Here is a 22,978-nt window from a genome sequence, read left to right as displayed (position 1 = left end):
ACTTGTAGCAGCCTGCTCTATTGTACAAGCCCTTTTCTCTCTTTTACAAGAAAATCCCTCTCGAAGAATCGAAGCCTATGCCTCAAATTCTGCTCTCAAAGGTTTAATTATCTCCTCATCGAGGCGGTGAACGATACCTTCTGGATAGGGCGCGCGCAAACTCAGAATGAGATGGGTCGCGCCAGCCTGGGCATAGCTGCGTACCTGATTGCGAGTTTCCTCCAGGTCTTCGGGATAGACCAGTACTTGGATTGAGCGCTGAATTGTTTGTGGATCTCGTCCAATGGAGGCACAATGGTTATCAAGGACGGCGCTCTTCTGTTGAAAAACCTCAGCGTCCCCTCCCACGAAGTTCCAGATAGAGGCGTACTGAGCAACGATGCGCAGCGTCAGTTTCTCGCCCGCTCCGCCAATAACAAAGGGTGGATGAGGCTTCTGTATGGGTTTGGGTTCACAGTAAGCGTCTTTAATTTGATGGTATTTGCCTTCATAACTTGGCGTGGTTTCGGTCCACATCCGTTTAATGATCTCGCATGCCTCGCCAAGGCGCCGTATACGTTCTCCAGTAGAGTAAAGGGGGATACCATAGGAGCTGTGCTCACGCTCATTCCAGCCCGCGCCGATGCCGAAATCCAGACGACCCCCTGAAATAATATCTACAGTGGCTGCCATATTGGCCAACACTGCCGGATGCCGATATGTATTACCCGTCACCATAAGGCCCAGGCGTACGCGTTTGGTTACAGCCGCGTAGGCTGCCAGCAGCGTCCAACCCTCCAGGCAGGGACCTGTGAAATCCTTCCCCAGGGGCATAAAGTGGTCGAAAAGCCAGGCGTGTTCAATGGATGGGATACTATCGGCCTCCTGCCAGACGCGGAGCATATCCTCATATGTTGTATGCTGTGGTACCGTTTTGATGCCAAAGCTCAGCCTTTTACCTGCCGTCATTATGACTCCTCTAGCTCATAAATAGCGTACGTATATAATTTGCTCGCGAAGCGTTTTAATCTGGAGAGGACAACGGGTCCCCATCGTTTCCTCAGCCTCAACTAGAGTATATGGCGAGAAGCAGCAGAAAAAATCGGCCAAAGGAACGATGTGCAAGGGGGAACAGTATGGTAATATAAGGATGCAAAGAATGCAAATGTTATTTGTCAAATTTCGGGCTTCATAATTTAGGACTATGCTTGCATGGAGTTGTGCAAGGCTGGTTCTGTTTTGCGTGGGAGGCCGTAGAAGGCGGGCTCCAGGCGAGAGGGATGGATTTTGCCGCTGAGACCGAAGAACTCGCAGAAGTTCATGATGAGGGGGCTCCATTTCTCGGGATCGATGTAGTTATCCGTGCCGGGGACGAGGAGGTCTTCCGCGATGTGGACGCGGAGAATGCGCATCTCGATAGCCTTGATGCTTCCATTCTGCTCGTCGAAGGCGTGTACCTGCTCGACCTGCGCCTCCAGTTGGACCGGGCATTCGGCTACGAGTGGCGCGTTGACGAGGTCCGCAGGGATGGGGGTTAGGCCTGAGATGCCGAACTTGTCCGGCTCATAGCGATAACCGATCTCTGCCTTGGATTCGGGGACGGGATTGCGTCCCGTGGTGAGGGCCAGCCGGTCGACCGCGCCGACAAGCTCGGTCGAGGGGAGATTGAGCACGCCCTGACCCTCACGCAGCAGATTCTCCACCGTTTTTGATCTCCCACTCATTCCCAACATGCATGATTGGTTCAGCCACCAGGCTGAGGACATGGGGGCGAGATTGAACGATCCATCTGGATTGCGTGTGCTGATGAGGACGACGGGCGTGCCAAAGTAGAGAATTTTCGGCTCGATGACTCTATGCATTAGGATAGCTCCATTCTTTGTGCTGTATGCGAGGAGAGGCCATGCCAGCATGGCCCCTACATGTGCCAAGCATACGGCAGAAATGAATGGGAGACTATCTGATTCTTGCGCTTCAAACTTCCAGGCGCAGAATAAACTCCTCGGTCTCCGCGCCACGGGCGTTGGCATAGCCCTTGCCCTCGCCGCAGATGGTGTAGCCGCACTTCTCCAAAACGCGGCGTGAGGCGAGGTTATCCTTCGCCACGCGGGCAAAGATGGGGCGTACTTGCATAATCTTCAGAAAGGCCGCCAGGGCCTGGGTGGCGATGCCCTGGCCCCAGTAGGACTTGCCAAGCCAGTAGGTGACCTCTGGCCCCTCCATCTCTTCATCTCGATAGCTCGAGACGCTTCCTGCCACCTGTTCCCCAGAAATAATCGTCTTAATCGTGTTGCTCTCATCATTGAGAATCTTCTGCCAATGGTGCATAAAGGCTTCGCGGTCAGTTGGGTCTTTGGCTGTGAAGGCCGCCATATAATTGGCCTCGGGGTCTAACTGCTGCTCATAAAAAATGGGGAGGTCACTTGCGATCACATCGCGCAGGAGAATCTGATTGGTCGTGGAATCTGGTGTGGGTTGGCTCATTTGTCCCTGCCTTCCTGGCTGCTATTCTATCCTGATGAACATTTTTTCTATGTTCGCTTCATTCTATCACATACAGGAGAGGCTTTGCTCATTCTTGTAGCATAGCATAAGCGTCAATCTGGGCGCATCGGGCGAAATGCCGGTGTTTTCCTCTGGCATTTGACATATACTTTCTCTACCTATGTCCCTCGATGATATGGTGCATCGAGGAAGGTTGAAAAGAGGTTGATCCAGGTCTTGAAGTTGATACTTCTTTAAGAGGAAGGTGAGGATTTATATGGGCAAGCCACTGCTGGTAATTGTAAATGGTCTCCCTGGGGCTGGAAAGACAACCCTGGCCAGGCGCCTGGGAGCGGATACGCACCTTCCAGTTTTCTCCAGAGATGGGATATTTGAAACCCTTCATGATGGCCTTGGAGGCGCCAACAATGAGCTACCCTCACAGCTTGGCTCCGCCTCTTTCGCCCTGCTCTATTACATTGCCGGTTGCTTGTTAGCAGCAGGGCAATCCCTGTTGATTGAAGGCTTCTTTGGGCGCCCAGAATTGAGGGGCGCCGAGTTCCTGCAACTGCAAAGCACTTATGACTTTGAGCCATTGCAAATTCTCTGTAAGGCTGATGGCCAGGTCCTGCTGGAGCGCTTCCTGGCCCGTGTGGAGAGCGTAGAACGCCACGCAGGCCACAGCGACCTGGCATGGCTCGAAGACAACAAAGAGCGGCTCTTGCAGGGAGAGCTTACGCCCATGGCGCTTGGTAGCCAGGTAATTGCAATTGACACCACAACACCGGACAGCTTTGAGTATGCCGAGCTCCTCCAGCAAGTTCGGCAGGCTCTCGCAAACGACCGCGTACAGCAAGTCCGCAGCATATGATAAGATGGAGCAAACGGCGTAGGAAAACAATCATAGACGCCCGATAAATCGGGCGTCTATGAGGGTGGAGTGCCCATTGCAAAAAGTTGCCGCACACCCAATCTCACGGATAATCTAGTCCAACAAATTTCAGATGTGTTAAGATAGTTTTGCAGAAAATAAAGCGATTTTTCTTTCTAAGGAGGATAGATGACCTACGCTTTTACGCACACAGATCGTGCCAGACAACGACTAGAAGTGCTCGCGGAAGTATATTCTGCGTCAACAAGCCTCTTTTTGCGCGAGTGCCTTGAGGAGACGCCCTCTCTTGTGATAGATCTGGGATGTGGACCAGGCTACACAACACACCTGCTTGCAGACACGCTTCAAGCAAAACAAGTGATTGGCCTGGATCTCTCTCCAAGCTTTATCGCCTCTGCACAAAAGACTGCAACGTCTCATATCTCGTTTGCCTGTCATGATATCACTGTTGTACCCTTTCCCTGCAGCCCGGCGGACCTGATCTACTGTCGCTTCCTGCTGACTCACCTTCAACAACCCCAATCTATCATTGAGCGTTGGGCTACACAATTGCAACCAGGCGGTTTCTTGTTGATAGAAGAGACGGAATGGATTCATACACAGCATAAATTGCTTGCCCAGTATCTAGAGATCGTTGCGGCCATGCTAGCTCATCAAGCAAATAATCTGTACATAGGACCATCCTTAGAGGCGCTAACACAAAGCAATTCCCTTCAAATACATAGAAATCGGGTGCAGGCCGTCAAAGTGACGACGGCACAAGCCGCGATGATGTTTTGGATGAATATTCAATCCTGGAAACACCAGCCATTCATCCAACAACACTACTCCCCTGACCTGATCAATAGCATAGAGGAGGATTTACGGGTCCTCACACAAGTCTCTGAGAGAGACGACGAAATTGAATGGGGAATACGACAACTAGCACTTGTGCATATATAACTGGTCGGTTGGTGTTTTTTTCGTGTTATACTTGAGTATATAGATTGAAAGGCTGGAACTTTATTGTGCTGCTTTAGTCATTGCCTGCCTCTTGAGAGGCTATAGCGGAATAATTACTCGCGGATCGTTTGGGAGAAGAGTCCATGCAAGCATGGACCCTACAGATGAGGCGTGTCCGCGAGCTATTACTTTTCCTTTTGGCCGGAGGGCTGCTTGGTTACGCCCTCTCTGTGCTAAGCAATGACTGGAGTTTGATGCATGTTTGATTTTGATGCCGAGTTGGCTGAGCACTATGGCGCCTTTACTAGCTATACGTCTGCTGTCTCCCCCGCTCTCGTTGAGTATTATGGCGAGAATCCCACTGCTGAAGTTGATCGCTTGCTGGACCTGTATGCCACGTCGGAGCGTACTGTGCTGGATCTGGGGTGTGGCGCGGGCCAGACCCTCTGCCGCCTGGCGCCAAAGGTGAAGCATATCTGGGGCCTGGACCAAAATCAAGAGCTGCTGGCGGCCACACGTCTGCGCGCTGAGCGCCTGGGCCTGGAGAACATAACTACTGTGTATGGCAGTAGTTACGATGCTGAAGCCATTGCCAGTCTGCCAGACGCTACCTTTGAGCTGGCCTTTAGCCGCCGGGGGCCGAATTTCAGTGAGCAGCTTGTGCCTAAGTTGCGCCAGGAGGCCATGGTGGTGCAGGAGTTTGTCAGCGGCTTCGATGGCTATCCGCTGGGCGAGATCTTTGGCCGCAGGCACTATACGCCCTACTACTACACCGATCACGAATTGATTATAAGCACATACGCGGGTCTGGGACTCTTCCCAGTAAGCTCCAAGGTGTACTTCTACGAGGAGTACTTCCGTGATGGAGAGCACTTTGAGGCCTATCTGAAGCAGATGTGGGCCATGCTCAGCAACTGGCGCCTGCCGCCATGCCCATATGAGGCCGCTCGCGACCGGGCGGCGCTCGAACTCTATGTGCGCTATAACACGACACCAAAGGGCGTGCGCCTCCTGCGCCAGCGCAAGGTTTACGTCTTGCGCCGCGCCCCCGTGGCCTTCTATCCCTGCCAAAAATTGTAGCAAAAAGCACTGTTCGCTCGTCTCTACTTGAAGCAGACAGAATTGCCTGTACTTCTTGTAGAGAGAGCGGTCGTAGTTATTCGTATTATGTTTGTAAGCGACCAGTATCCTCCCATGATTGGAGGAGTGCCGCAGCTCACGCGAGGCCTGGCGAGCGACCTGGTCAAGCGGGGACACCAGGTCTGGGTGATTGCTCCCAACTATGGCGTGCGCGATAGCCAGCGCGTGGAGCAGGGGGTACACGTCTCACGCTTCACCTCCATCGAGTGGCCAACCTATAGGGAGCAACGCATCCCCTTCCTCCCCTTCACGCCGGTATATAGCCTGCTCAAAGAGTGCGATCCCGATGTCATTCATATTCAATCGCCCGTGGTCCTGGGGAATATCGCGCTGATCCTGGCGGGGCATTTTGCCAAGCCAATCGTCGTCACCAATCACTACCTGCCGATTAATATGAGCCGCTCGCTGACGAAGCACCCCGTCTTTAGCAAGCCCTTCTCCACCATTACGTATTCGTATCTCGTCCACTTCTACAATCGCTGTGACTTCGTCACCTCGCCCACGCGGATCGCCCTGGACCTGCTGATCGAGCGTGGCCTGCGCTCACCTTCGCAGGTGATCTCCAATGGAATTGACCTTAACCGTTACGTGCCGGGACCGCGCCAACCGGAGGTGCTGCGTCGCCTGGGGCTTCCTGAGGACCGCCCGCTGATCCTGCACCTGAACCGCCTCAGTCGGGAGAAGCGCATCGACGTTCTGCTGCACGCCGTCGCACGCATGCGTATGCCCGCGCACGTCGCCCTGGTCAGCACGGGACCAGCCGAGGCCGAGTTGCGCGCCCTGGTCCAGAAGCTGGACATAGAGGAGCACATCAGCTTTCTGGGCTATATCCATGATAGCGATCTCGTACCCCTGCGCCGCTCTACGCACCTCTTTGCCATTCCCTCTGAGGCCGACTTGCAGAGCATGGCCATGATGGAGGACATGGTCTGCGGACTTCCTATAGTCGCAGCCAACAGCTATGCCTTGCCCGAGCAGGTCCATCATGAGCGCAACGGTTTCCTCTTTACCCCCGGTGACAGTGAGGAACTGGCCACGCGCCTGGACCAGTTGCTGGAGGATGAAGAGCTGCGTACCCGCATGGGCCAGGAAAGCCTGGAAATCATCACCGACCATGATCGCACAAAAGTTCTGGAGCAATGGGAGGACCTCTACCAGCGCCTCGCGCGAGTAACTGCGAACACATAGGCGCCACGTTTACGATTCCGCTGGAAAATTTTGTAGGACATGTTGCAGAGAGTAAAAAAGTAGCCATACAGCTCCAGAGGCTAGTAGGGACCCGGTTTACCGCGCCCAAAGGCGATTAATCGCCTTTGGGCGTAGCCCGAAAGACGCTGAAAAGACCTTTCACGTCACCATGCGCTTGCCACCTCGCAAAAACATGGCTGCGCCGAACTGCCATAAATAGCGTTTGGACGCGATGAATCGGGTCCCTACCAACAATTCGGGCGTTTCTCACAAGCCTGTTCGGACAACTTGACGAAATTTTCCAGCGGAATCATAAATGTGGCGCATCCCTTACCTCGTTACTACAGGCATGGTCACGCTTTGCTGGCCTGTTGTGGTCTGCAAGGTTTGTACCTGCTGTAGGACGTTGTCATAGGTGGTAAGGGTTAAGGGACCCAGGGGCCTGGTGACAGGCACGCTGGTATTGGTCTGTACCTGGAAGGTCAGCGCGGTTGGTATAGGATCTGTTGTAGAAATGGCTTGCTGCGTGAAGATCTGATCTCCCCGGTTGAGAGCGGTGAGCTGACAGGTGGGATTGTCTTTGGCCAAGCCAGCGGGATTAAAGAGAAACTGGGTATTGTAGAAGGTGCGCGCCGCCGCTGGCTGGGTCTGCTGAACCTGCCAGCGGGTTGAGAGCCACTGGAGCTGGTTATCAGGTGTGTGCAGGACCTGTGCGGAGGAGCTTAACGCCTTGAGATTGCTGCTGAACGTGCCTGCCACGGGCGCAGGCTCGGCCTGGGCGGTCAGCAGATACATATTGTAGGGTTGCTCGCCCAGGCGGGGTGGGCGGGCGACAAGCGTCGCGTGTGTATACTGCTGGATAAGTTGGTTCTGAATAGCATTCCTCGGGTCAGCGATATAGAGGACTGAGCCAGCCTGTGAGCCGGGCAGGACGGTACACATGGTCGAGCCATAGAGTGTGGTCGGGGTGTGTAGTTGCTCCGCCAGGTAGCGCAGCGATTGTCCATCGGCGAACGTGGTCGAGATATAGATGCGCTGAATGTGGTGAGCCCGGGCAAACTGATCTGCTTCATTTAAGGCCGATTGCATAGACGAGAGATTCTCATAGCCCGGGTAGGCGGCATGCGCATCAAAGCGGCCCTGAGCTGTATCAATCATCATTATGGATATACCCAGGGTTTGGGCGAAGAGGATGAGAACAACGAATCCTAGCAGGCTAAAGCGTGCGATAGTCGTATATGAGGAGCGATATTGTTGCAGGAACTTCACAACTCTGACCACAAAGATAGCAATCAGAATAAACTGACCTGGCAGGTACATGATGTAGTAATGTGGATAGAGAGGAATCGAGCGACGTAGGAGCGTCAAGGGCAGAATGATCTGCCAGATGAGGAGGAGCAAGAGGCCTTGGCGAGCAGGCGATACCCAGAAATTCTTCAGCCAGCTCCAAACCTGCCCCTTGATGCCCTGTGATGCCTGTGTCGCCTGTTCTTTCCTGGGGGACCAGATGACGGAAATCAACGCGCTTACGGCGCTGACCAAGAAGAGTAGTGGCATCACCTTCTCGCTCTCAAAGCGGAGGGGGCGCTGCAAATAGTGCAGTGGTGTGCTGACAAGTACCGAGGTTGGATAGTTTGGCAGATGATTCACGCGCAGTGCTGGACTCATAAAGTAGGCGGAGAACAAGTATTGATAATAATCGATGGTTTGTGTATCGAATTGAACTGTTCTCTTGGATGCATTGAGCAGGATCTGAATGTCCTGGAAATTGTTCTGAAATTCCCAGTAGATAAAGGGCGTGATGATGAGCAAGATGACCAGCGCAGCCAGCACAATTTCGTGCCAGCGAATGGTCTTATACGCCAGAACGCAGGCTACCAGCAAGGGAATGACGAGCAGCAGCGAACTGCCATGGAGCTGATAGAGCAGGCCCAGCAGGACGAGTGCTGGGAAGAGCCAGTTGCCGCGCCTGGTTACGACGCCACGAAACAGGCAGAAGAAGAAGAGCATGATCAGAGGCGGCATCAAGTTTTGCTGCCAGATATTCTGACTGTATGCCCGGGCCATGACGGAGGTGACATAGAGCAGCGCGACCAGGATCGCGGCGAGCCGTCCATAATACTTCCGAGTGAAGAAATAGGAAAGGAAGATTGCAACGACATTGAAGAGCGCGACTAGAATCTCACCTCCCAACGGGTCCGCGCTAAAGGCGGCGGGTAGCATAAAGATATACTCAACGAGGGGAAAATTAAGATTTCCCAGCGAGGCCCTATTGCTAGTAACGGGGAAGAGCCCATGCGCAAAGGCGTCATGGGCCATACGAAAGACAATCGCCTCGTCATCCATAAATGAGGTTGTGTTAAGCAAATAAAAGCGAAAGAGAATCGCTAATAGGAGAATGACATAGAGCTCCCAGCTTTTCAGCCAGGTTAATAGGGAACGAGCCCCTTTGGCTGGGGGAGCTTGTTCATCGCTCACCTGGGGCTTTAGAGATGTCAGGGACATGAGATAACCTCCGGCTACTATGAAAAAATTGAGAAGGGCCTGGTTTCTGCGGCAATAAGCGGCGTTCTGTAGCCTTATAGTAGCATTTATCTATTCAGTTCGTAGAACGGTTGAGGATATTTTGTAGTAACCAGCCTTATACCTTTGGAACTTGACCAGAGCATCTCCATGAAAAGAGGTTTTCATGTCAATTTGAAGCTCAAAACACACTAGCGCCTGAGCACCAGGGATTGAAAGCGCCAATCTGAATTTGTGATTGAGATAGACTTAAAGGAGACAATCTCAAAAAAAGGTGAGACAGCCTGGCGCATGAACTCGTCAGTGTGATGGGCGAAGAAACGCGGCGGTATATGCCAGTCTTCCTCACGCACGCCCTCCTGCTCGTCGCCGCCGTAGACGCCAAGGAAGAAGAGGCCGCCTGGGCGGAGGAGGTCGCGCAGCTTCTCCAGCACGCTGGGGAGATCCTTTGTTGGCACATGGAGCAGGCAGTTGAGCGCGTAGATCGCGTCGAAGGAGGCCGAGGGGAAATCCAGGCCCAGAAAATCCATGACGTGAGCCTCCAGGCCCTTCTCGCGGCATAGCTCGACCATGGCGGGCGAGAGATCAGTGCAGACAACGCGCAGGCCCTGCTGCTGAAAGAAGAGGCCATCCGTGCCGGTTCCTGCTCCCACCTCCAGCAGTGCTTGCTTCCCCTCACGTTGTAAGAGGTCGAGAAAATCCTGCCGCTCGGCAACCTTCCAATCCTCTTTCTTCGTCTGGTTGCGCTTGCTGGCACTCTCGCGACTGTAGGCTTCTTGCAAAAGGGTCGTGACCTGTTGGTAGTCCATAGATACTTGTGCTCATCCTTTCTCACTGCTTATCATTGGCTTCTTGCGCTTTACGGCTCAATTATTGTAACACATACCCACTGAATAGTATGATACAATTGAATATGATTTTGTCGCGCATTTTTGAGCTATGCGCTTTCCGAACTCGTTGGAAGAGGCAAGGCGACAAAAAAGGTCGTGCCCTTTTCTGGCGAAGACTCTACCCAGATGCGCCCGTTGTGCAATACAACAATTTCTTTACAAATGGCAAGTCCCAGCCCCCATCCGGGTGTCGCGGAGGATTGGGCTTCAGGACTCCGATAGAACGGCTCAAAAAGGGTTTCCTGTTGTTCTTTGGTAAGCACAGGGCTTTCATTGTTAACTGCAAGGATGACCTCTCCTGGTCTCTGGCTCACCTCCACGAGTATGGGCGTATTCTTAGGTGAATATTTGAGAGCATTGCTGACCAGATTGCTCACGACCTGAGAGAATCGCCTGTCGTCGACTTGCACAGTCACAGGATCGGCAGGAAGTCGCAGATCGATTGAACGATCTACCAAAGCCTGTTGTTCTTCGACAATTCTCCGGCATAGGCAACCTAGCTCACAGGATGCCAGGTGCACTGGCATCTTCCCTGAATGCAACGTATTGATATCGAGCAAATCATTCACTAGACCCGTTAACCGCCGGGTTTGCTCATCCACTTTACCCAGAGCGTCGTACATGGGAAGCCATTCCGGATTCTGTATGCTTTGCTTCTTCAATCGGTGCAGGAGCAATTGTACATACCCTTGAATACCCGTCACCGGTGTTCTCAGTTCGTGGGAGGCCATCGAGAGAAACTGATCTTTGACCCGGTCCGCCCGTTCGAGTTGAGCATTGCTCTCCGCCAATTCCTCAGCATGTTGAGAGATCTCCTGGTTAGCATGGAGAAGCTGCTGTCGGTAGTTTTTCTGAACGACGACCAGACCCAGGACCATAAGCTGGATGAGAATAAACGGCGCGAATGAAGCAATATTGGGCCACAGAAAAAACGAGATGCTCCCGAGAGGGGGACAAGCCAATAATCGATTGCAAGTACTTCGAGAAGCAAAGCTAGCAGTGCTGGACCGATGCCCCAGAACCATCCAACCAGAAGCGTTGCGATGACAAACGGCGGCTCAATAAAAAGATCCTCAATGCCCAAGGATTTCTCAGACATGGGGATCAAAAACGCGCCGGTGGCAAAGAGAACAGCAAAAGGATAGCCAAGAAGAGGAGAATGCCACCATGAGTGATGTTGGTCAACTTGTCGATGCTTTTGTTGCTTCTCTTTGACTTTCATTGCCTACCTCAAAAATGGAGGCTTCATGCCAGTTGCTGATGATGGTATGCGAGACCTTGTACTCACGACTGAGTTGGCCCAGGTACTTTTCGCCGCTTACCAAGTGTCGAACAATATGCAGTTTTTCTTCTGGGCTTAATGGTCGTTGAGTCATGATGTTTGCTCCTAGCTTGCCCACAGTATATCTCTCAAGGGAGGAATTTGAAATCTGAGCCAGAGTGGCTTTTGAGGAGCAGCCCACCCTGCTGCTTCACCAGCGAAGGAGGTGCGCTACTGACTACCCTAATGAACTTTAACAATCAAGATCGGTAATGCTATCCTCTCAAAGGAAGGTATTTCTCAAGAGAGGAGTTTCTGATGAGCCAAATGAGCAAAGTCGGTCAGAGTTGGCACGTGACATTCAACAAGCCAGAGCGTGTAGCGCTAGAGGAAGCGGTTCATCATCACCCCTTGCCTCATGTGCGAGAGCGTTGCGCAGCCCTGCTCAAAATCGCCCAGGGGCATTCACCCCATTGGGTTGCTAAACATGGACTCTTGCGGCCACGAGACCCTGATAGCGTGTATCAGTGGCTGCAGTGGTATCAGAACGAAGGCCTCATGGGTCTGGTTGTTCACCGACATGGTGGCCCTCATCGGATTCGTCTTCGATCATACTCAAGAGATTGAAGAGCGACTGAGAGCAGGCCCTGGAGCTCAGTGTCGAGAGAACCAAGAAACGCTGCCCAATCGGTGGACGCTCTCTGAGATCGCCAAGGTGTTTCCTTTTCTTGCGAACTACAGTCTGGCTGGGATTTGGAAAGTCCTGCAAGACGCAGGCTTTTGCTTGCGTGCTGCTCGTACTCAGATGTATAGCCCTGATCCTCAGTATCAGCAAAAGCTTGAGCATCTCCTGGCCGTCTTAGAACAAGTTGCTCGCGCCCCTTCTCGCTTCGTTGCCTTGTTTGTCGATGAAATGGGCTTCTTTCGCTGGCCCGACCCAGCTCCTGATTGGGGAGCGCGTGCTCCTGCACCACCGCCAGTAGCTGACCGCAAACGATCTCCTCAAAGGCAATGGCGGATCATTGGTGCTCTTGATGCCTTAACTGGCAGAGTGACGACCCTAGACAATTACATCGTGGGACGCAGGCAGGTCTGTGCCTTCCTGCAACAAATCGACCGCTGTTACCCCAATACTGAGAAGATCTATGTGATCATGGATAACTGGTCGATCCATACCCATGCCGAGGTTCAGGCGCAGTTCAAGCTTCTCCCTCGCCTAGAGATTGTCTGGCTCCCGACCTATGCTCCTTGGCTCAATCCCATTGAAAAGCTCTGGCGCAAATTTCGACAAGAAGTCTTGCACTTACACCGTTTCGCTGATGCATGGGACCAATTTCGTCAACGGTGTCGTGCCTTTTTTGCTCAGTTCGCCCAAGGGTCGCAAGCTTTGCTTCGCTCTGTTGGGCTCCTTGGTAATGGGAAGCTCGCTGTTGCCCTGCGTAGTCCTTGATTACCGACTTTGATTGTTAAAGTTCATAAGGGCAAGGTACGCGCCTACTCAAGTATGCTGGGTGAAGGAAACGCAAGTCATTCGTCCAGCATACTTGAGTAGGCGCGTACATCAGTACTGCACGTTTATGTATGTATGAGAAGCGACTACGTATTTTCGGGCATCATGTCCTCCCCCTCAGTTTTTGTTGTTGTAATTGATAGCTTCCCGCGAAGGGTTCGAGTGTAGAGGTAGAGGGCAGGAAGCAGTAGCAGTCCGGAGAACAGGAGCGCGGGCCGGGTTGTCAAGGCTGTAGCCAGCGCGCCAATAAGTAGCCCACCTGCTATCGCCGCCAGCGCGCCCACCAGGGAGTTAAACGAGAGAATGGTGGCGCGAATGTTGGAGGGCGTATGCTGATTAATCCAGGCTTGCCGGAGAGGAATGCGAGGCCCATTGGCGGTTGTGAGGAGCCAGAGGCCCGCCAGGGCCAGGATAAATTGTCCGGAGAGGGCAAAGAGCACAATACCCAGTAGAGTGGTGCCCTCGATGAGCAAGAGGCCCCAGGCCACGGCTCGCTGGTTGTTGGTATCAAGGCGGCGTTTAGCGATCTCGATCCCGACGATATTTGTCAGGGCAATGACGATCTCGATAACACCAAACCAGGTGATTGAGGGCAGGTTGCTTATAGTTGGAAAGGCAAAATTGTGTAGCAGGTGATACTGCCATAGGCGCCCAAAGGCCTCTCCCACAATCCCCGAGAAAACACCTGTTCCCAGGATCACCAGCAGTGTGGGGTGGAAGCGGATCAGGCGGAAGCCCTTCACAAGCGTCTGCTGCATCTGGCGCCAGGATGAGCTGGATTCCCTGGTGGCGGGCTTGAAGCGACGCTCCGGCATGATCACGGCCAGTAGCAGGCCGAGGGCCAGGTAGCCGCCTCCACCTACAAGCATGGGTAGATTCAGGTGGATGCTACCCAGACCTGCGCCAAGCGCTATGCCCGGCAAGGTACAGAGCCAGCCAACCTGGGTCGCGCGCAGATAGAGCGAGCCTACTTGCTCGCTTCCCAGTTCATCGGCGATCCAGGCTGCATCGGCGCCATCCATCAGCGAGGACCCCAGGCCCCAAAACGCCTGGGCGGCGAGCACAGCCGCGAACGACGGAATCCCGCCCTCGATCAAGAAGCCTAGTCCAATGATAAGCAGTCCACTCACCACCGCCCAGCGGCGGCTATACATATCTGCCAGCACGCCCGTTGGGGCCTGGCACACAAAGACCACCAGCTGATTAACCATACCAGCCAGGACGAGTTGGAAGGGATTAAGCCCAATACTTTGAGCCTGGTAGATCAACTCAACCGTATAGACAACGGCCACAAACAGCGAGGAGATACCCCTCAAGAGCAGGTATATAGTAGCAGCACTATGGCGTGTTTGCATCTCAAAGCCTCTGATTCTTATAGTCATGAAATCCCAAAAACATCTTTAAAAGGCAAGAGGAGAGAGGTTAAAGGGATACAATGAGGCCAGGTGAGCAAACACGAAGGGGACGACGCTACTAAAGTACGCGTCTACATATAAAGGCGCGAGATGCTTCTCTCGTCATATGCAATGCGAGCGGTGCTCTGGTATGTAATCTCTGCCTTGTTTGTTTGACCTCAAAGTAGCCCAAAGCGAAAAACAACAACATGCAGAGATACCTACCTTTCTTGCGAGCAGCCACCCAGGCCGCTTCTGTCTAAGCGATACTATAATGCTTTGATTGTACCCAACTTCGCGCCCTTTTGCAAGACAAAATAGATATTCATGGATAAAGAAAGACTCCCTCTCCCTTTTTGCCTCAGCCCACGCTCTATGTGCGCCTCGTATCGCGATACGGGCCTGGCTCAGCATCTGATGCGCCAGGCCCAGCATTAGGCGGCCACGCGTGGAGCAGCGTGCATACAGTTGTATATCACGACCAGCAATAAGCATGCCCGTGCCTTTTACCGCAAGTGCGGATGGCAACTAGTGCAGGAGATCTGACGCCTGGAGATGCAAGGACAGGGGCCGATGGAACCGCTCGGCGATCTATCATTCAACCGTAAATGTGTTTTCTGAGATATACTATCATTATGCAATTGGATAGTTGCAAGTTAAAAAGAATGGAAAAGTGGAGTAATTCACAAGGAGGAAACACCTTAGCTGCGTGTTTACCTTGAGAGCACCATTTCAGCAATATAGCACAAGCAGCATCCACCGTTTGCGTTTTCTCCTGTATGTGGTGTTTTCAGGATCGCAAACAGGAGAGGGGAACATGTGATGACAGATTCACAGACACACCAGGTCTTTGTAGCCCTCGCAGATCCAACGCGCCGTTTGTTGTTCGAACAGCTCTGCCAAGAAGGGTCTGGGACAGCAACGAGCTTTGCTGCACGTTTACCAATCACACGCCAGGCAGTGACCAAGCACCTGACGATTCTGGCGGAGGCCGGCCTCGTGGTAGTCCACGAGGCCGGTCGAGAACGGCGGTATACGCCACATCCAGAGGCCTTGCAGTCCGTCACGACCTGGATTGCGACCATCGAAGCACGCTGGGATCATCGTTTGGCTGCTTTGCGGAGCTATCTGCTTGATGAGCCACGCACACCATCCACCCCGGAAGAAGAGAATGTCACCATGGCATCAGAGAAGGAAAGAATTGATGAGCATGACCCAAATGATTGAAAAACGGATCTACCTCATCCTGCGTAAGCGAAGTTGCAGCCGCGGCAAGGTTTTCTTTTAGATGTTCAAGGCTTGTGGTGCCCGGAATCGGCAGCATGTTTTCAGAGCGGTGCAACTGCCACGCTAAGGCGAGCTGCTGCAGCGATACTCCGTGCTTTTCGGCGATCGGGTCAAGCACTGCGTGAAAACGCGGTGCGCTGTCGTCTTTCCGGAGAACTGCCGGGTGCCACGGCGAAAAGATGATGCCGCTTTCTTTGGCGGCTTTCAGCAGACACCTTCCCTCTCATTCATAGAGGGCGACAATCTGTTGGGCCTGCGCGCGAATGGCTTCACGAAGCTCCAACGGCTCTAAGACTTCCAGGAGATTCCCCATGCCCAGAACAACTGCCTGCGCATGAAGAAGAGAATGAAACGTCATCGAAATGAGATGCCATCCCTGATCGTCGTCGATTGGCTCTTCTCTCATCGAGGTTCGTACCGTTTCATCTACTCTCTCGAAGAGTTTCTGGATTCCCTCTGGCGCAAGACGAAGACGAACAACATAAGGAGTATACTTCGCTTCCAAGGTATGTTTCCACGTTTCCCAGTAGACCCGCACATCGAACTCTCGCGGGCGTTGACTGCTTTCCGAAAGGCGCCGAGCCTCGCGCACACGCGAAACGCGGAAGATCCGTATCTGGCCATCAACCGCGCCAATCAGATACCAGATGGTGGATTTTGCCACCAACCCGTACGGATCAATGATGCGCTGACGGATTTGACCATCGTGGCGAGAATAATCCACCTCCACTTTCTGACCCAGCCAGAGCGCCTCATTCAACAGAGGTAAAAACGGTACAGGCTCATGTGCCCAAAGCCAGCCTGTGGAATCCAGGTGAATGGATCGTTTGACGGTGTCAATATCTCCCTGCCAATGCGGCGAGAGCACTACTTCAAGTTTGAGGAATGCTGCTTCCAAAGCCGATCCCAGACCCAGATCGTGAAGAGGTCCTCCCGATTGCGATGGGGCCAGTGCGCGTACTTCGGACTTCGTGAACCCCGTCAAGCGCGTTTGATACTGTTCGACGAGTGCGTATCCTCCTCCTGTCCCTGCGTCTGCATAGATAGGAATACCTGCCTGGCTGAGTGCTTGAAGATCTCGATACATGGTCCGCACAGATACCTCGAGACGTTCTGCGAGTTCTTGGGCAGTCATGCGCCCTCGTGCCTGCAGCAGCAACAAAATGGTCAGTAAACGATCGGCTCTCATCTCTCTTCCCCTCTGATTGTTCCGCATGTTCAACGAGAGTGTACCATCTCTTCCGCTCCCTGACAAAAGATGTCAGGGAGCATCAAGTATGCTCTGAGATGAAGATTATGTGTTGAGCCGTTGCCAGCCGATGGCGAGCGATAGCAGATCATGGCGTCCACGTCTCGCTTTTTGAGCGAAAAGAGAACGCAGAAAGTAGGAATGTATGAACAGAAGCATTGAGCCAACCAAACTGGATCTCAAAACAGATTTGAAACACTTCTATACCCCTCCTGTGCAGGAGGTCGTGGTTGTAGAGGTTCCTGCAATGCAGTTTCTGATGCTGGATGGGAAAGGCGATCCCAATACGGCACAGGAGTTTAAAGATGCAGTTGAGGCATTGTATACGGTTGCCTATACCACCAAGTTCTTGCTCAAGAAAGAAGCGGCCATTGACTATCCTATCATGCCTCTTGAGGGACTCTGGTGGGCTGATGGTGGCAAGGACGCTCCACGTGAAGACTGGCAGTGGACGGCGATGATGATGCAGCCGGATTGTGTGACGGAGGTATGGTTTACCGAGGCATGCAGACAGGCGCAGCGCAAGAAGAACCTGCGCGCGCTGGAGAAAGTACGCCTGGAGAGGTTCCACGAGGGAACCGCAGCCCAGATCATGCATGTTGGTCCATTTGCAGATGAAGGACCAACGCTCGAGAAGCTTGACCGTTTTCTGGAGGAACAGGGATATACCTTTCGCGGGAAGCATCACGAGATCTATCTGAACGATCTGCGCAGAGTTGCCCCAAACAAAATGCGCACGGTGATCCGCCATCCTTTGGGATAAGAACTCTTCCAGAACGGTGACGGATATCACAGACAAAGAATGGTCAATCGAGATGATCGGTGACGCGAGGAGAAAGATGATGTAGCTTGAGACGCGCGTCATTGGTCGTACATTGCCACGAGATGGTACAATGTTCCCGATTCCGTAGCACTTTTCCACTGTCGCTTATCCCCAAAGCTGTGTCTGAGCCAAATTGCATTGATTCTATGGGAAAAAGGAGGCATTGGCATGAAGCCGAAACCTGGTCATCTCGGCCTGAAGTATGCCGAACAATTTAAGGATAGCAGCATTGCTGAGGCGTATCACCACCGATCGCCTTATGCTGATGAGGCCATTCACAAGCTCGTTGAGCTTATTACTGACGAGCCACGGACGGTCCTGGATGTAGGCTGCGGCACAGGGGACCTGGCGCGCCGGCTTGCAGGCCTGGTGGAGCGCGTTGATGCCGTCGACTTTTCGCAGGCTATGCTAAACGAGGGGCGAGCGCTTCCGGGTGGCGATCATCCTCACCTGCGCTGGATCTATGGGCGTGTGGAGGAGGTCGAGTTACAGCCTCCCTATGGGCTTGTCACGGCTGGAGAAAGCCTGCATTGGATGGAATGGGGTGTGGTCCTGCCCCTGTTTCACCGCATCTTGACCTCGCATGGCTACCTGGCGATTGTTGAGCGCGGACACGAGCCTGCACCTTGGAACCAGGGACTCGGGGCACTCATTCAGCGTTTCTCCACGAATAAAGAGTATCGCCCATACAATCTCGTTGAGGAACTGGAAGAGCGTCACCTCTTCCAGAAACAGGGAAGCTTTCGTACACGTTCGAGCGTCTTTGTACAATCTATAGAAGACTATATTCACTCCCTCCACTCGCGCAATGGCCTCTCACGAGAACGCATGGACAAGGCTGCGACACAGACCTTTGATGCAGAAGTCAGAAAACTGCTCACACCCTTCCTCCAGGATGACAATCTGACGCTGTCTGTATTCGACGAAGTTGTATGGGGAATTACTCTTGCTTGCTCGCTGTCTCTTTAGTGTGTTATACTCATCCTTGGCGGATAATGAGGTGAGTAGGCAGAAGAAGCAACGGGAAAGGAATCTATGTCACAGACTTCAAGCAAGAGCAGCAGCACACTTCTGTTACAGACCAAACTCGCTCATCCGCAACTTCCTCTGGCACTGGTATCGAGGGAGCGCCTGCTTAGAGACTTGGACGCGGTGTCTGCTCACCGACTAACCCTGCTTTCCGCCTCTGCTGGCAGCGGAAAGACCACGCTGCTCTCCACATGGGCGATCCACATGCGTTCTTCTGCGCGCAAGGTTGCCTGGCTTTCGCTCGATGAATGGGACAATGACCCCATCCGCTTCTGGGCCACGGTCATCGCGGCTCTGCGCACGTACCTGCCTGCTGTCGGAGAGGAAGCACTCCGCATGCTCTCCACCCCGCAGCCGGCGCCGATCCAGGCGATCTTGACCGCACTCATCAATGAGATTCTGGAGCAGGGCAGCGAGATCATCCTGGCGCTGGACGACTATCAGATAATTGAGGATCAAGCGATTCACGAAGCCCTCACGTTCCTGCTCGACCATCTTCCGGTCAACCTGCACCTGGTGCTTGCCAGTTGTATCGATCCTGACTTGCCGCTCTCTCGTTGGCGCACGCGGGGCCAGATGCTCGAAATCCGCGATCCTGATCTGTATTTTACTCAAGAAGAGGCGACCAGCTTTCTCGTCCAGGCGTCGGATTTCCCCTTCTCGGTGGAGGAGGTGGTATCGCTTCCACGATCTCTTTCGCGAGGTGCTCCTCGCGCATTTGCAGGCCACACAGGCGGAGCATGTACCGTCTGTGTGGCTACGGGCAGCACGCTGGTATGAGGCACAAGGTGAGATGCGCGAGGCCATCGTTCACGCGTTGGAGGCAGCAGATTTCTCTTACGCGGCTTCGCTTCTGGAACGTACAGCCGAAGACATCTGGTTGCATGGCGAGACCCATACACTGTACCGCTGAATCATGGCATTGCCAGATGCGGTGGTGGGCGAACATGCTCGTCTGGTGCTAACTATCGCCTACTATCTGGTCACTTCCTCTGCTTCGACAGCGGATGCACAGCAAATCAGAGTACACATGCAGGTAGAGCAGATGATAGAACGCGTGGAGGGGGTTCTCGGGCAACAAGGCAATGATACTCGGCCCTCGGAGGAGGTGGCAATCCTCCAGCAGCGGCTTCGTTTGCTGCGCGCATGGATGCTGTTATTTGAGGCTACAACGACAGGCGATGTGAAATTTCTGCACTTGAGTTCTCAGGCCATGCCGCATGTGAAGAGGGAGGACGAGATTATCTGGCAGATGATCCCATATTTCAGCCGCTTCGTTCGCTACTACACTTTTTTGCGTGAAGGAGGCGTGGTTGTGCCAGAACTCCAGGAGATGAAGCAGCGCGTAAGCCGGGAGAGGAACCGCTATGCGACCCTCAAGGTCACGCAATGGTTGGCACTGGCCTCTGTTCGTTCTGGACAACTGCACCTGGCGTACCAGGAAGGTCTGGCAGTCCAGACCCTGCTGCAACAGATTGAGGGGCATGTTACTCTGGCAGGATACGGTGATTGGGGCCTGGCTGACGTCTTGTATCAGTGGAATCGGCTGGAAGAGGTGCGCGCTTTGTCAGAGAAGATGGTCCATGATGCTATTGCCTGGCAGCAGATCGAGTTACAGAGCACAGGATATGTGTTTTCTGCCAAGCATGCGCTCGCAACGAGGGATCTGGAGAGCGCACATCAGGCGATCCAGGGGATGGAGCACATGCTTCAACAGGAGCGATGGAAGACGTTCTGGGCGCCCTGGATCACCACGGTTCGGGTACGATATTGGCTTGCTACAGGCGACCTGGCTGCGGCAAACGATTGGGCAGCGCACGTTGTCTTTCACACGGAGAACTGGAACCCGAGGCGCAAAGTTGAGTTTCTGACGCTGATGCATGTGTATTGCGCACAACAGCGATATACCTGGGCGATAGAGATGCTCGAACGTTTCCGTGCCTATCTTGATCTGCCAGGAGATATCTTTGATACGATCGGTTTTCTCGCGCTCTCCCTCGTCGCCCTGCATCATGCGGGCAAGCAAGCAGAGGCTCGCAGAGTCGCGGCTCGCCTGTTTGCACTGACCGAGCCAGAGGGCTTCCTGCGTGTGTATCTCGATGAAGGCGAACCTATGCGCCGTGTGCTCCAGGAGCTGCTCAACGCACCGGTAGAGGACACCAGCTTCTCGCGCTCCTATGTCTCAGTTTTGCTAACAGCTTTCGAGCAAGAGGAGCAATATCATGCGAAAATGGCAGATGCATCATCTGCCAACTCTCAAGGAACGCTGTCACCCTTGCCGCAAAATCCCTCTGTTCTCGCCCAGGCAGCGCTCAGCGAGCCGCTGAGTCCCCAGGAGCTACGGGTGCTGCGTTTGCTTGTCGCCGGGCGCACCAATCCCGAGATCGCAAGTGCTCTGGTAGTCTCGGTCAATACAGTGAAGACGCATTTGCAGAGTATGTATCGCAAACTGGGTGTCACCAACCGCGTAGAAGCGAGTGCTGCCGCACGCAGCCTCCATCTGCTCTAATCACTCCTGTTCTCATCCCTCTAGCCTTCCTTAATATCCTTCTTTATCACCCACCCTGAATCACCCACCTGGATGAGTCTGACTCACCCAGATCTTCTATACTCTTCTTATCAAATGAAATAAATGGAGCGGAGGACACATGCGAGATGCATTGCCACATCTATGTGGAAGGGCACCTGGACCCGTCCTGGCAAGAATGGCTGGGAGGATTAACCATTCTCCATGATGCCACGGGAACGACCCTGCTCACTGGCACGCTCCTCGACCAGGCGGCGCTGCATGGAGTGCTAGGAACGCTGCGCCGTTTGAATCTGAGCCTTCTTTCCCTGCAAACGGATGAGACATCCCAGGCTGAGGAGCCGCACGTTTCTTAGGGTCCCGACATAAAAAACCTCAAAATTACGGTAAGGATCTGATGGGCAAGAGCGAAACCGGATATTTTCCGCTAAGCTTGTGCTCCTGGTGTTTTCCGGGTTCCTTTGACAGAGCGGAAGAAGGTCGAGTAGAAATCCTAGGATGTACAAAACGACGACACGGAAGCTTGTCATGTACCCCAGGGATGTCACAGAAAGAACCGGGCGCTAGTTTATCGAGAAAGGTATTACAATCGAAATACTACCTTGACAATAATAGTAATGTGATGTATACTCCAACTATGAGGTGATGAGATGAGTGAACACAAACTGACCTCCGACCTGCTGCGCGGACATATCGATACGATGATTTTACGGCTCTTATCGGAAGCTGACCGCTACGGCTACGAGATTGTCAAGCTGCTTGCTGAGCGCTCGGGTGGGGACTATGAATTAAAGGAAGCCACGATGTACTCTAGCGTCCGGCGACTTGAGCTGGACGCTGATATCGAATGGTATTGGGGCGATGAATCGCAAGGCGGAAGAAGGAAATACTTCAGGATTACGGAAAAAGGAAAAGCAACCTACGATCGCAACAAAGGCAACTGGGAGTACGCGAAGGGCGTGCTGGAGAACCTCTTGTAAAGGAAAGGTGTTGGTATGAATGAGAAATTGACCAACTATGTCAACGGCGTGTTTGCTCCCTACGAGGAGGTCAAAAGCGCCGCCGAATTAAAGGCTGATCTGCTCTCCGATGTGCAGGAGCGCTTCCGTGAGCTCAAAGCCGAGGGCAAGGATGATGAAACCGCCTTTGATATGACCATTGAGAGTATCGGCGACATTGAGCAAACCGTCCAGGAGGTCGCCAACCTCTCCCACGCGCTGCAGCGGCAGGTGGCCATCAACTTGAGTGCAAGCCATCTGCCACAGAGCGACTTTGCGGGCGTTGTCGCGCATCAAGGCAATTTTCAAGCGAGTGCCTTGCGCGGCTCGGACTTTACGGGCGCAGACCTCACCGGGAGCTCATTTCGGGGCAGTGATGTCCGTGAAGCCAATTTTGCAGGCGCCAATCTGACCGATTGCGACTTCTCCACCCTTGACCTTCAGGACGCGAACTTCCGTGAAGCCATCCTTGTGCGCACCAACTTCAGCACATCGGGGCTGGTCGGAGCACACTTCATCGGCGTCACGCTGACTGATGTCACCTTGACGAAGACCGACCTGAGAAAAACAACTTTTGAACGCTGTCGCTTTCTCGGCGTGGACTTCAAACATTCCGACCTGAGCGGACAGCGACTTGATGGGCAGACCTTTCTCGGCGTCACGTTTGACCTGCCAGCACTCAAGGATGTTTCGTTTCAGGGAGCGACCCTGAAAAATGTGTCTTTTCGCCCGGTGGGGATCTGGTCTTTGAAGCGTGCCATTCAATCCATTCACTTTGAGGGCGCGATGATGGATAAGGTCACGTATGCCGCGCTCAAAGGCCTGGGAGCTGATGTCTCGAAGGTGGCTGTTCTATCATAAG

Annotated in this window: 23 protein-coding genes; 13 read left to right on the top strand and 10 right to left on the bottom strand. The window is 53.4% G+C overall.

Annotation, left to right across the window (positions count from 1 at the left end; genetic code table 11):
• Positions 1 to 75: 75 nt before the first annotated feature.
• The 3 genes from JMJ04_RS25855 to JMJ04_RS25845 all read right to left on the bottom strand — a co-directional run bounded on the left by JMJ04_RS25855 (position 76) and on the right by JMJ04_RS25845 (position 2,463).
• Positions 76 to 948 carry an LLM class F420-dependent oxidoreductase gene (locus JMJ04_RS25855; RefSeq protein WP_201373302.1) on the bottom strand — a complete coding sequence of 291 codons (873 nt, stop codon included), beginning with the start codon at positions 946 to 948 and terminating at the stop codon, positions 76 to 78.
• 233 nt (positions 949 to 1,181) lie between these two features.
• Positions 1,182 to 1,841, bottom strand: coding sequence for a flavin reductase family protein (locus JMJ04_RS25850; RefSeq protein WP_201373301.1), 660 nt, complete (start codon positions 1,839 to 1,841; stop codon positions 1,182 to 1,184).
• A 112-nt stretch (positions 1,842 to 1,953) separates the two neighbouring features.
• Positions 1,954 to 2,463: a GNAT family N-acetyltransferase gene (locus tag JMJ04_RS25845; protein WP_201373300.1), complete on the bottom strand. Its 510-nt coding sequence runs from the start codon at positions 2,461 to 2,463 to the stop codon at positions 1,954 to 1,956.
• A 277-nt stretch (positions 2,464 to 2,740) separates the two neighbouring features.
• Here JMJ04_RS25845 and JMJ04_RS25840 point away from each other — a divergent pair, with 277 nt between their 5' ends.
• The 4 genes from JMJ04_RS25840 to JMJ04_RS25825 all read left to right on the top strand — a co-directional run bounded on the left by JMJ04_RS25840 (position 2,741) and on the right by JMJ04_RS25825 (position 6,625).
• Positions 2,741 to 3,334 (top strand): P-loop nucleotide/nucleoside kinase family protein, encoded by a 594-nt coding sequence (locus JMJ04_RS25840; RefSeq protein WP_201373299.1) that lies wholly within the window; start codon positions 2,741 to 2,743, stop codon positions 3,332 to 3,334.
• A gap of 189 nt (positions 3,335 to 3,523) precedes the next feature.
• Positions 3,524 to 4,297 carry a class I SAM-dependent methyltransferase gene (locus JMJ04_RS25835; protein WP_201373298.1) on the top strand — a complete coding sequence of 258 codons (774 nt, stop codon included), beginning with the start codon at positions 3,524 to 3,526 and terminating at the stop codon, positions 4,295 to 4,297.
• Between the two features lie 258 nt (positions 4,298 to 4,555).
• Positions 4,556 to 5,377 carry a class I SAM-dependent methyltransferase gene (locus JMJ04_RS25830; RefSeq protein ID WP_201373297.1) on the top strand — a complete coding sequence of 274 codons (822 nt, stop codon included), beginning with the start codon at positions 4,556 to 4,558 and terminating at the stop codon, positions 5,375 to 5,377.
• A 42-nt stretch (positions 5,378 to 5,419) separates the two neighbouring features.
• Positions 5,420 to 6,625: a glycosyltransferase gene (locus JMJ04_RS25825; protein WP_201373296.1), complete on the top strand. Its 1,206-nt coding sequence runs from the start codon at positions 5,420 to 5,422 to the stop codon at positions 6,623 to 6,625.
• A 330-nt stretch (positions 6,626 to 6,955) separates the two neighbouring features.
• Here JMJ04_RS25825 and JMJ04_RS25820 read toward each other — a convergent pair whose 3' ends face one another.
• The 4 genes from JMJ04_RS25820 to JMJ04_RS25805 all read right to left on the bottom strand — a co-directional run bounded on the left by JMJ04_RS25820 (position 6,956) and on the right by JMJ04_RS25805 (position 11,414).
• Positions 6,956 to 9,130: an ArnT family glycosyltransferase gene (locus JMJ04_RS25820; RefSeq protein ID WP_201373295.1), complete on the bottom strand. Its 2,175-nt coding sequence runs from the start codon at positions 9,128 to 9,130 to the stop codon at positions 6,956 to 6,958.
• Between the two features lie 209 nt (positions 9,131 to 9,339).
• Positions 9,340 to 9,957: a class I SAM-dependent methyltransferase gene (locus JMJ04_RS25815; protein ID WP_201373294.1), complete on the bottom strand. Its 618-nt coding sequence runs from the start codon at positions 9,955 to 9,957 to the stop codon at positions 9,340 to 9,342.
• A gap of 128 nt (positions 9,958 to 10,085) precedes the next feature.
• Positions 10,086 to 11,000, bottom strand: coding sequence for a sensor histidine kinase (locus JMJ04_RS25810; protein WP_236038398.1), 915 nt, complete (start codon positions 10,998 to 11,000; stop codon positions 10,086 to 10,088).
• 219 nt (positions 11,001 to 11,219) lie between these two features.
• Positions 11,220 to 11,414 carry a hypothetical protein gene (locus JMJ04_RS25805; RefSeq protein ID WP_201373293.1) on the bottom strand — a complete coding sequence of 65 codons (195 nt, stop codon included), beginning with the start codon at positions 11,412 to 11,414 and terminating at the stop codon, positions 11,220 to 11,222.
• A gap of 372 nt (positions 11,415 to 11,786) precedes the next feature.
• On the opposite strand from JMJ04_RS25805, the gene JMJ04_RS25800 reads away from it, so the two are divergent.
• Positions 11,787 to 12,749 carry an IS630 family transposase gene (locus JMJ04_RS25800; RefSeq protein WP_201373292.1) on the top strand — a complete coding sequence of 321 codons (963 nt, stop codon included), beginning with the start codon at positions 11,787 to 11,789 and terminating at the stop codon, positions 12,747 to 12,749.
• A 146-nt stretch (positions 12,750 to 12,895) separates the two neighbouring features.
• Here JMJ04_RS25800 and JMJ04_RS25795 read toward each other — a convergent pair whose 3' ends face one another.
• Positions 12,896 to 14,164 (bottom strand): MFS transporter, encoded by a 1,269-nt coding sequence (locus tag JMJ04_RS25795; protein ID WP_201373291.1) that lies wholly within the window; start codon positions 14,162 to 14,164, stop codon positions 12,896 to 12,898.
• Between the two features lie 861 nt (positions 14,165 to 15,025).
• Between JMJ04_RS25795 and JMJ04_RS25790 the strand changes: the two genes are divergently transcribed.
• Positions 15,026 to 15,430, top strand: coding sequence for an ArsR/SmtB family transcription factor (locus JMJ04_RS25790; protein ID WP_201373290.1), 405 nt, complete (start codon positions 15,026 to 15,028; stop codon positions 15,428 to 15,430).
• Here JMJ04_RS25790 and JMJ04_RS48870 read toward each other — a convergent pair.
• Together JMJ04_RS48870 and JMJ04_RS25780 are read right to left on the bottom strand one after the other, a co-directional pair.
• Positions 15,378 to 15,608, bottom strand: coding sequence for an aldo/keto reductase (locus JMJ04_RS48870; RefSeq protein ID WP_201373289.1), 231 nt, complete (start codon positions 15,606 to 15,608; stop codon positions 15,378 to 15,380). The genes JMJ04_RS25790 and JMJ04_RS48870 overlap by 53 nt on opposite strands.
• Before the next feature lie 105 nt (positions 15,609 to 15,713).
• A complete protein-coding gene (locus JMJ04_RS25780; RefSeq protein WP_201373288.1) occupies positions 15,714 to 16,679 on the bottom strand; it encodes a helix-turn-helix transcriptional regulator in 966 nt (321 codons plus the stop codon).
• A 205-nt stretch (positions 16,680 to 16,884) separates the two neighbouring features.
• Here JMJ04_RS25780 and JMJ04_RS25775 point away from each other — a divergent pair, with 205 nt between their 5' ends.
• From JMJ04_RS25775 to JMJ04_RS25745, 7 genes are all read left to right on the top strand, one after another.
• Positions 16,885 to 17,502 (top strand): GyrI-like domain-containing protein, encoded by a 618-nt coding sequence (locus JMJ04_RS25775; RefSeq protein ID WP_201373287.1) that lies wholly within the window; start codon positions 16,885 to 16,887, stop codon positions 17,500 to 17,502.
• Between the two features lie 228 nt (positions 17,503 to 17,730).
• Entirely contained in the window at positions 17,731 to 18,531 is an 801-nt protein-coding gene (locus tag JMJ04_RS25770) for a class I SAM-dependent methyltransferase (protein ID WP_201373286.1), read from the top strand.
• A 66-nt stretch (positions 18,532 to 18,597) separates the two neighbouring features.
• Positions 18,598 to 19,371, top strand: a complete 774-nt coding sequence (locus JMJ04_RS25765) for a P-loop domain-containing protein (RefSeq protein ID WP_201373285.1) — start codon at positions 18,598 to 18,600, stop codon at positions 19,369 to 19,371.
• Positions 19,372 to 19,507: 136 nt separating this feature from the next.
• Positions 19,508 to 21,100: a LuxR C-terminal-related transcriptional regulator gene (locus JMJ04_RS25760; RefSeq protein ID WP_201373284.1), complete on the top strand. Its 1,593-nt coding sequence runs from the start codon at positions 19,508 to 19,510 to the stop codon at positions 21,098 to 21,100.
• Between the two features lie 146 nt (positions 21,101 to 21,246).
• Complete coding sequence (locus tag JMJ04_RS25755; RefSeq protein ID WP_201373283.1) at positions 21,247 to 21,474, top strand: hypothetical protein; 228 nt, start codon at positions 21,247 to 21,249, stop codon at positions 21,472 to 21,474.
• 294 nt (positions 21,475 to 21,768) lie between these two features.
• The gene (locus JMJ04_RS25750) at positions 21,769 to 22,098 is read left to right on the top strand and encodes a PadR family transcriptional regulator (protein WP_201373282.1); all 330 of its coding nucleotides are present in this window, start codon (positions 21,769 to 21,771) and stop codon (positions 22,096 to 22,098) included.
• Between the two features lie 15 nt (positions 22,099 to 22,113).
• Positions 22,114 to 22,977 carry a pentapeptide repeat-containing protein gene (locus JMJ04_RS25745; RefSeq protein WP_201373281.1) on the top strand — a complete coding sequence of 288 codons (864 nt, stop codon included), beginning with the start codon at positions 22,114 to 22,116 and terminating at the stop codon, positions 22,975 to 22,977.
• The last annotated feature ends 1 nt before the right edge of the window (position 22,978 follow it).

The sequence above is a fragment of the Ktedonobacter robiniae genome, assembly GCF_016587375.1.
GTDB classification, from domain to species: Bacteria; Chloroflexota; Ktedonobacteria; order Ktedonobacterales; family Ktedonobacteraceae; genus Ktedonobacter; species Ktedonobacter robiniae.
Note: the sequence above shows the minus strand (reverse complement) of the source record. Positions and strands in the feature narration are given on the sequence as shown.

What these genes read in the sequence shown, in the direction of transcription:
- JMJ04_RS25855 (WP_201373302.1), bottom strand. Translation starts at nt 948, where the DNA reads ATGACGGCAGGTAAAAGGCTGAGCTTTGGCATCAAAACGGTACCACAG.
- JMJ04_RS25850 (WP_201373301.1), bottom strand. Translation starts at nt 1,841, where the DNA reads ATGCATAGAGTCATCGAGCCGAAAATTCTCTACTTTGGCACGCCCGTC.
- JMJ04_RS25845 (WP_201373300.1), bottom strand. Translation starts at nt 2,463, where the DNA reads ATGAGCCAACCCACACCAGATTCCACGACCAATCAGATTCTCCTGCGC.
- JMJ04_RS25840 (WP_201373299.1), top strand. Translation starts at nt 2,741, where the DNA reads ATGGGCAAGCCACTGCTGGTAATTGTAAATGGTCTCCCTGGGGCTGGA.
- JMJ04_RS25835 (WP_201373298.1), top strand. Translation starts at nt 3,524, where the DNA reads ATGACCTACGCTTTTACGCACACAGATCGTGCCAGACAACGACTAGAA.
- JMJ04_RS25830 (WP_201373297.1), top strand. Translation starts at nt 4,556, where the DNA reads ATGTTTGATTTTGATGCCGAGTTGGCTGAGCACTATGGCGCCTTTACT.
- JMJ04_RS25820 (WP_201373295.1), bottom strand. Translation starts at nt 9,130, where the DNA reads ATGTCCCTGACATCTCTAAAGCCCCAGGTGAGCGATGAACAAGCTCCC.
- JMJ04_RS25815 (WP_201373294.1), bottom strand. Translation starts at nt 9,957, where the DNA reads ATGGACTACCAACAGGTCACGACCCTTTTGCAAGAAGCCTACAGTCGC.
- JMJ04_RS25805 (WP_201373293.1), bottom strand. Translation starts at nt 11,414, where the DNA reads ATGACTCAACGACCATTAAGCCCAGAAGAAAAACTGCATATTGTTCGA.
- JMJ04_RS25800 (WP_201373292.1), top strand. Translation starts at nt 11,787, where the DNA reads ATGGACTCTTGCGGCCACGAGACCCTGATAGCGTGTATCAGTGGCTGC.
- JMJ04_RS25795 (WP_201373291.1), bottom strand. Translation starts at nt 14,164, where the DNA reads ATGCAAACACGCCATAGTGCTGCTACTATATACCTGCTCTTGAGGGGT.
- JMJ04_RS25790 (WP_201373290.1), top strand. Translation starts at nt 15,026, where the DNA reads ATGACAGATTCACAGACACACCAGGTCTTTGTAGCCCTCGCAGATCCA.
- JMJ04_RS25780 (WP_201373288.1), bottom strand. Translation starts at nt 16,679, where the DNA reads ATGAGAGCCGATCGTTTACTGACCATTTTGTTGCTGCTGCAGGCACGA.
- JMJ04_RS25775 (WP_201373287.1), top strand. Translation starts at nt 16,885, where the DNA reads ATGAACAGAAGCATTGAGCCAACCAAACTGGATCTCAAAACAGATTTG.
- JMJ04_RS25770 (WP_201373286.1), top strand. Translation starts at nt 17,731, where the DNA reads ATGAAGCCGAAACCTGGTCATCTCGGCCTGAAGTATGCCGAACAATTT.
- JMJ04_RS25765 (WP_201373285.1), top strand. Translation starts at nt 18,598, where the DNA reads ATGTCACAGACTTCAAGCAAGAGCAGCAGCACACTTCTGTTACAGACC.
- JMJ04_RS25760 (WP_201373284.1), top strand. Translation starts at nt 19,508, where the DNA reads ATGGCATTGCCAGATGCGGTGGTGGGCGAACATGCTCGTCTGGTGCTA.
- JMJ04_RS25755 (WP_201373283.1), top strand. Translation starts at nt 21,247, where the DNA reads ATGCATTGCCACATCTATGTGGAAGGGCACCTGGACCCGTCCTGGCAA.
- JMJ04_RS25750 (WP_201373282.1), top strand. Translation starts at nt 21,769, where the DNA reads ATGAGTGAACACAAACTGACCTCCGACCTGCTGCGCGGACATATCGAT.
- JMJ04_RS25745 (WP_201373281.1), top strand. Translation starts at nt 22,114, where the DNA reads ATGAATGAGAAATTGACCAACTATGTCAACGGCGTGTTTGCTCCCTAC.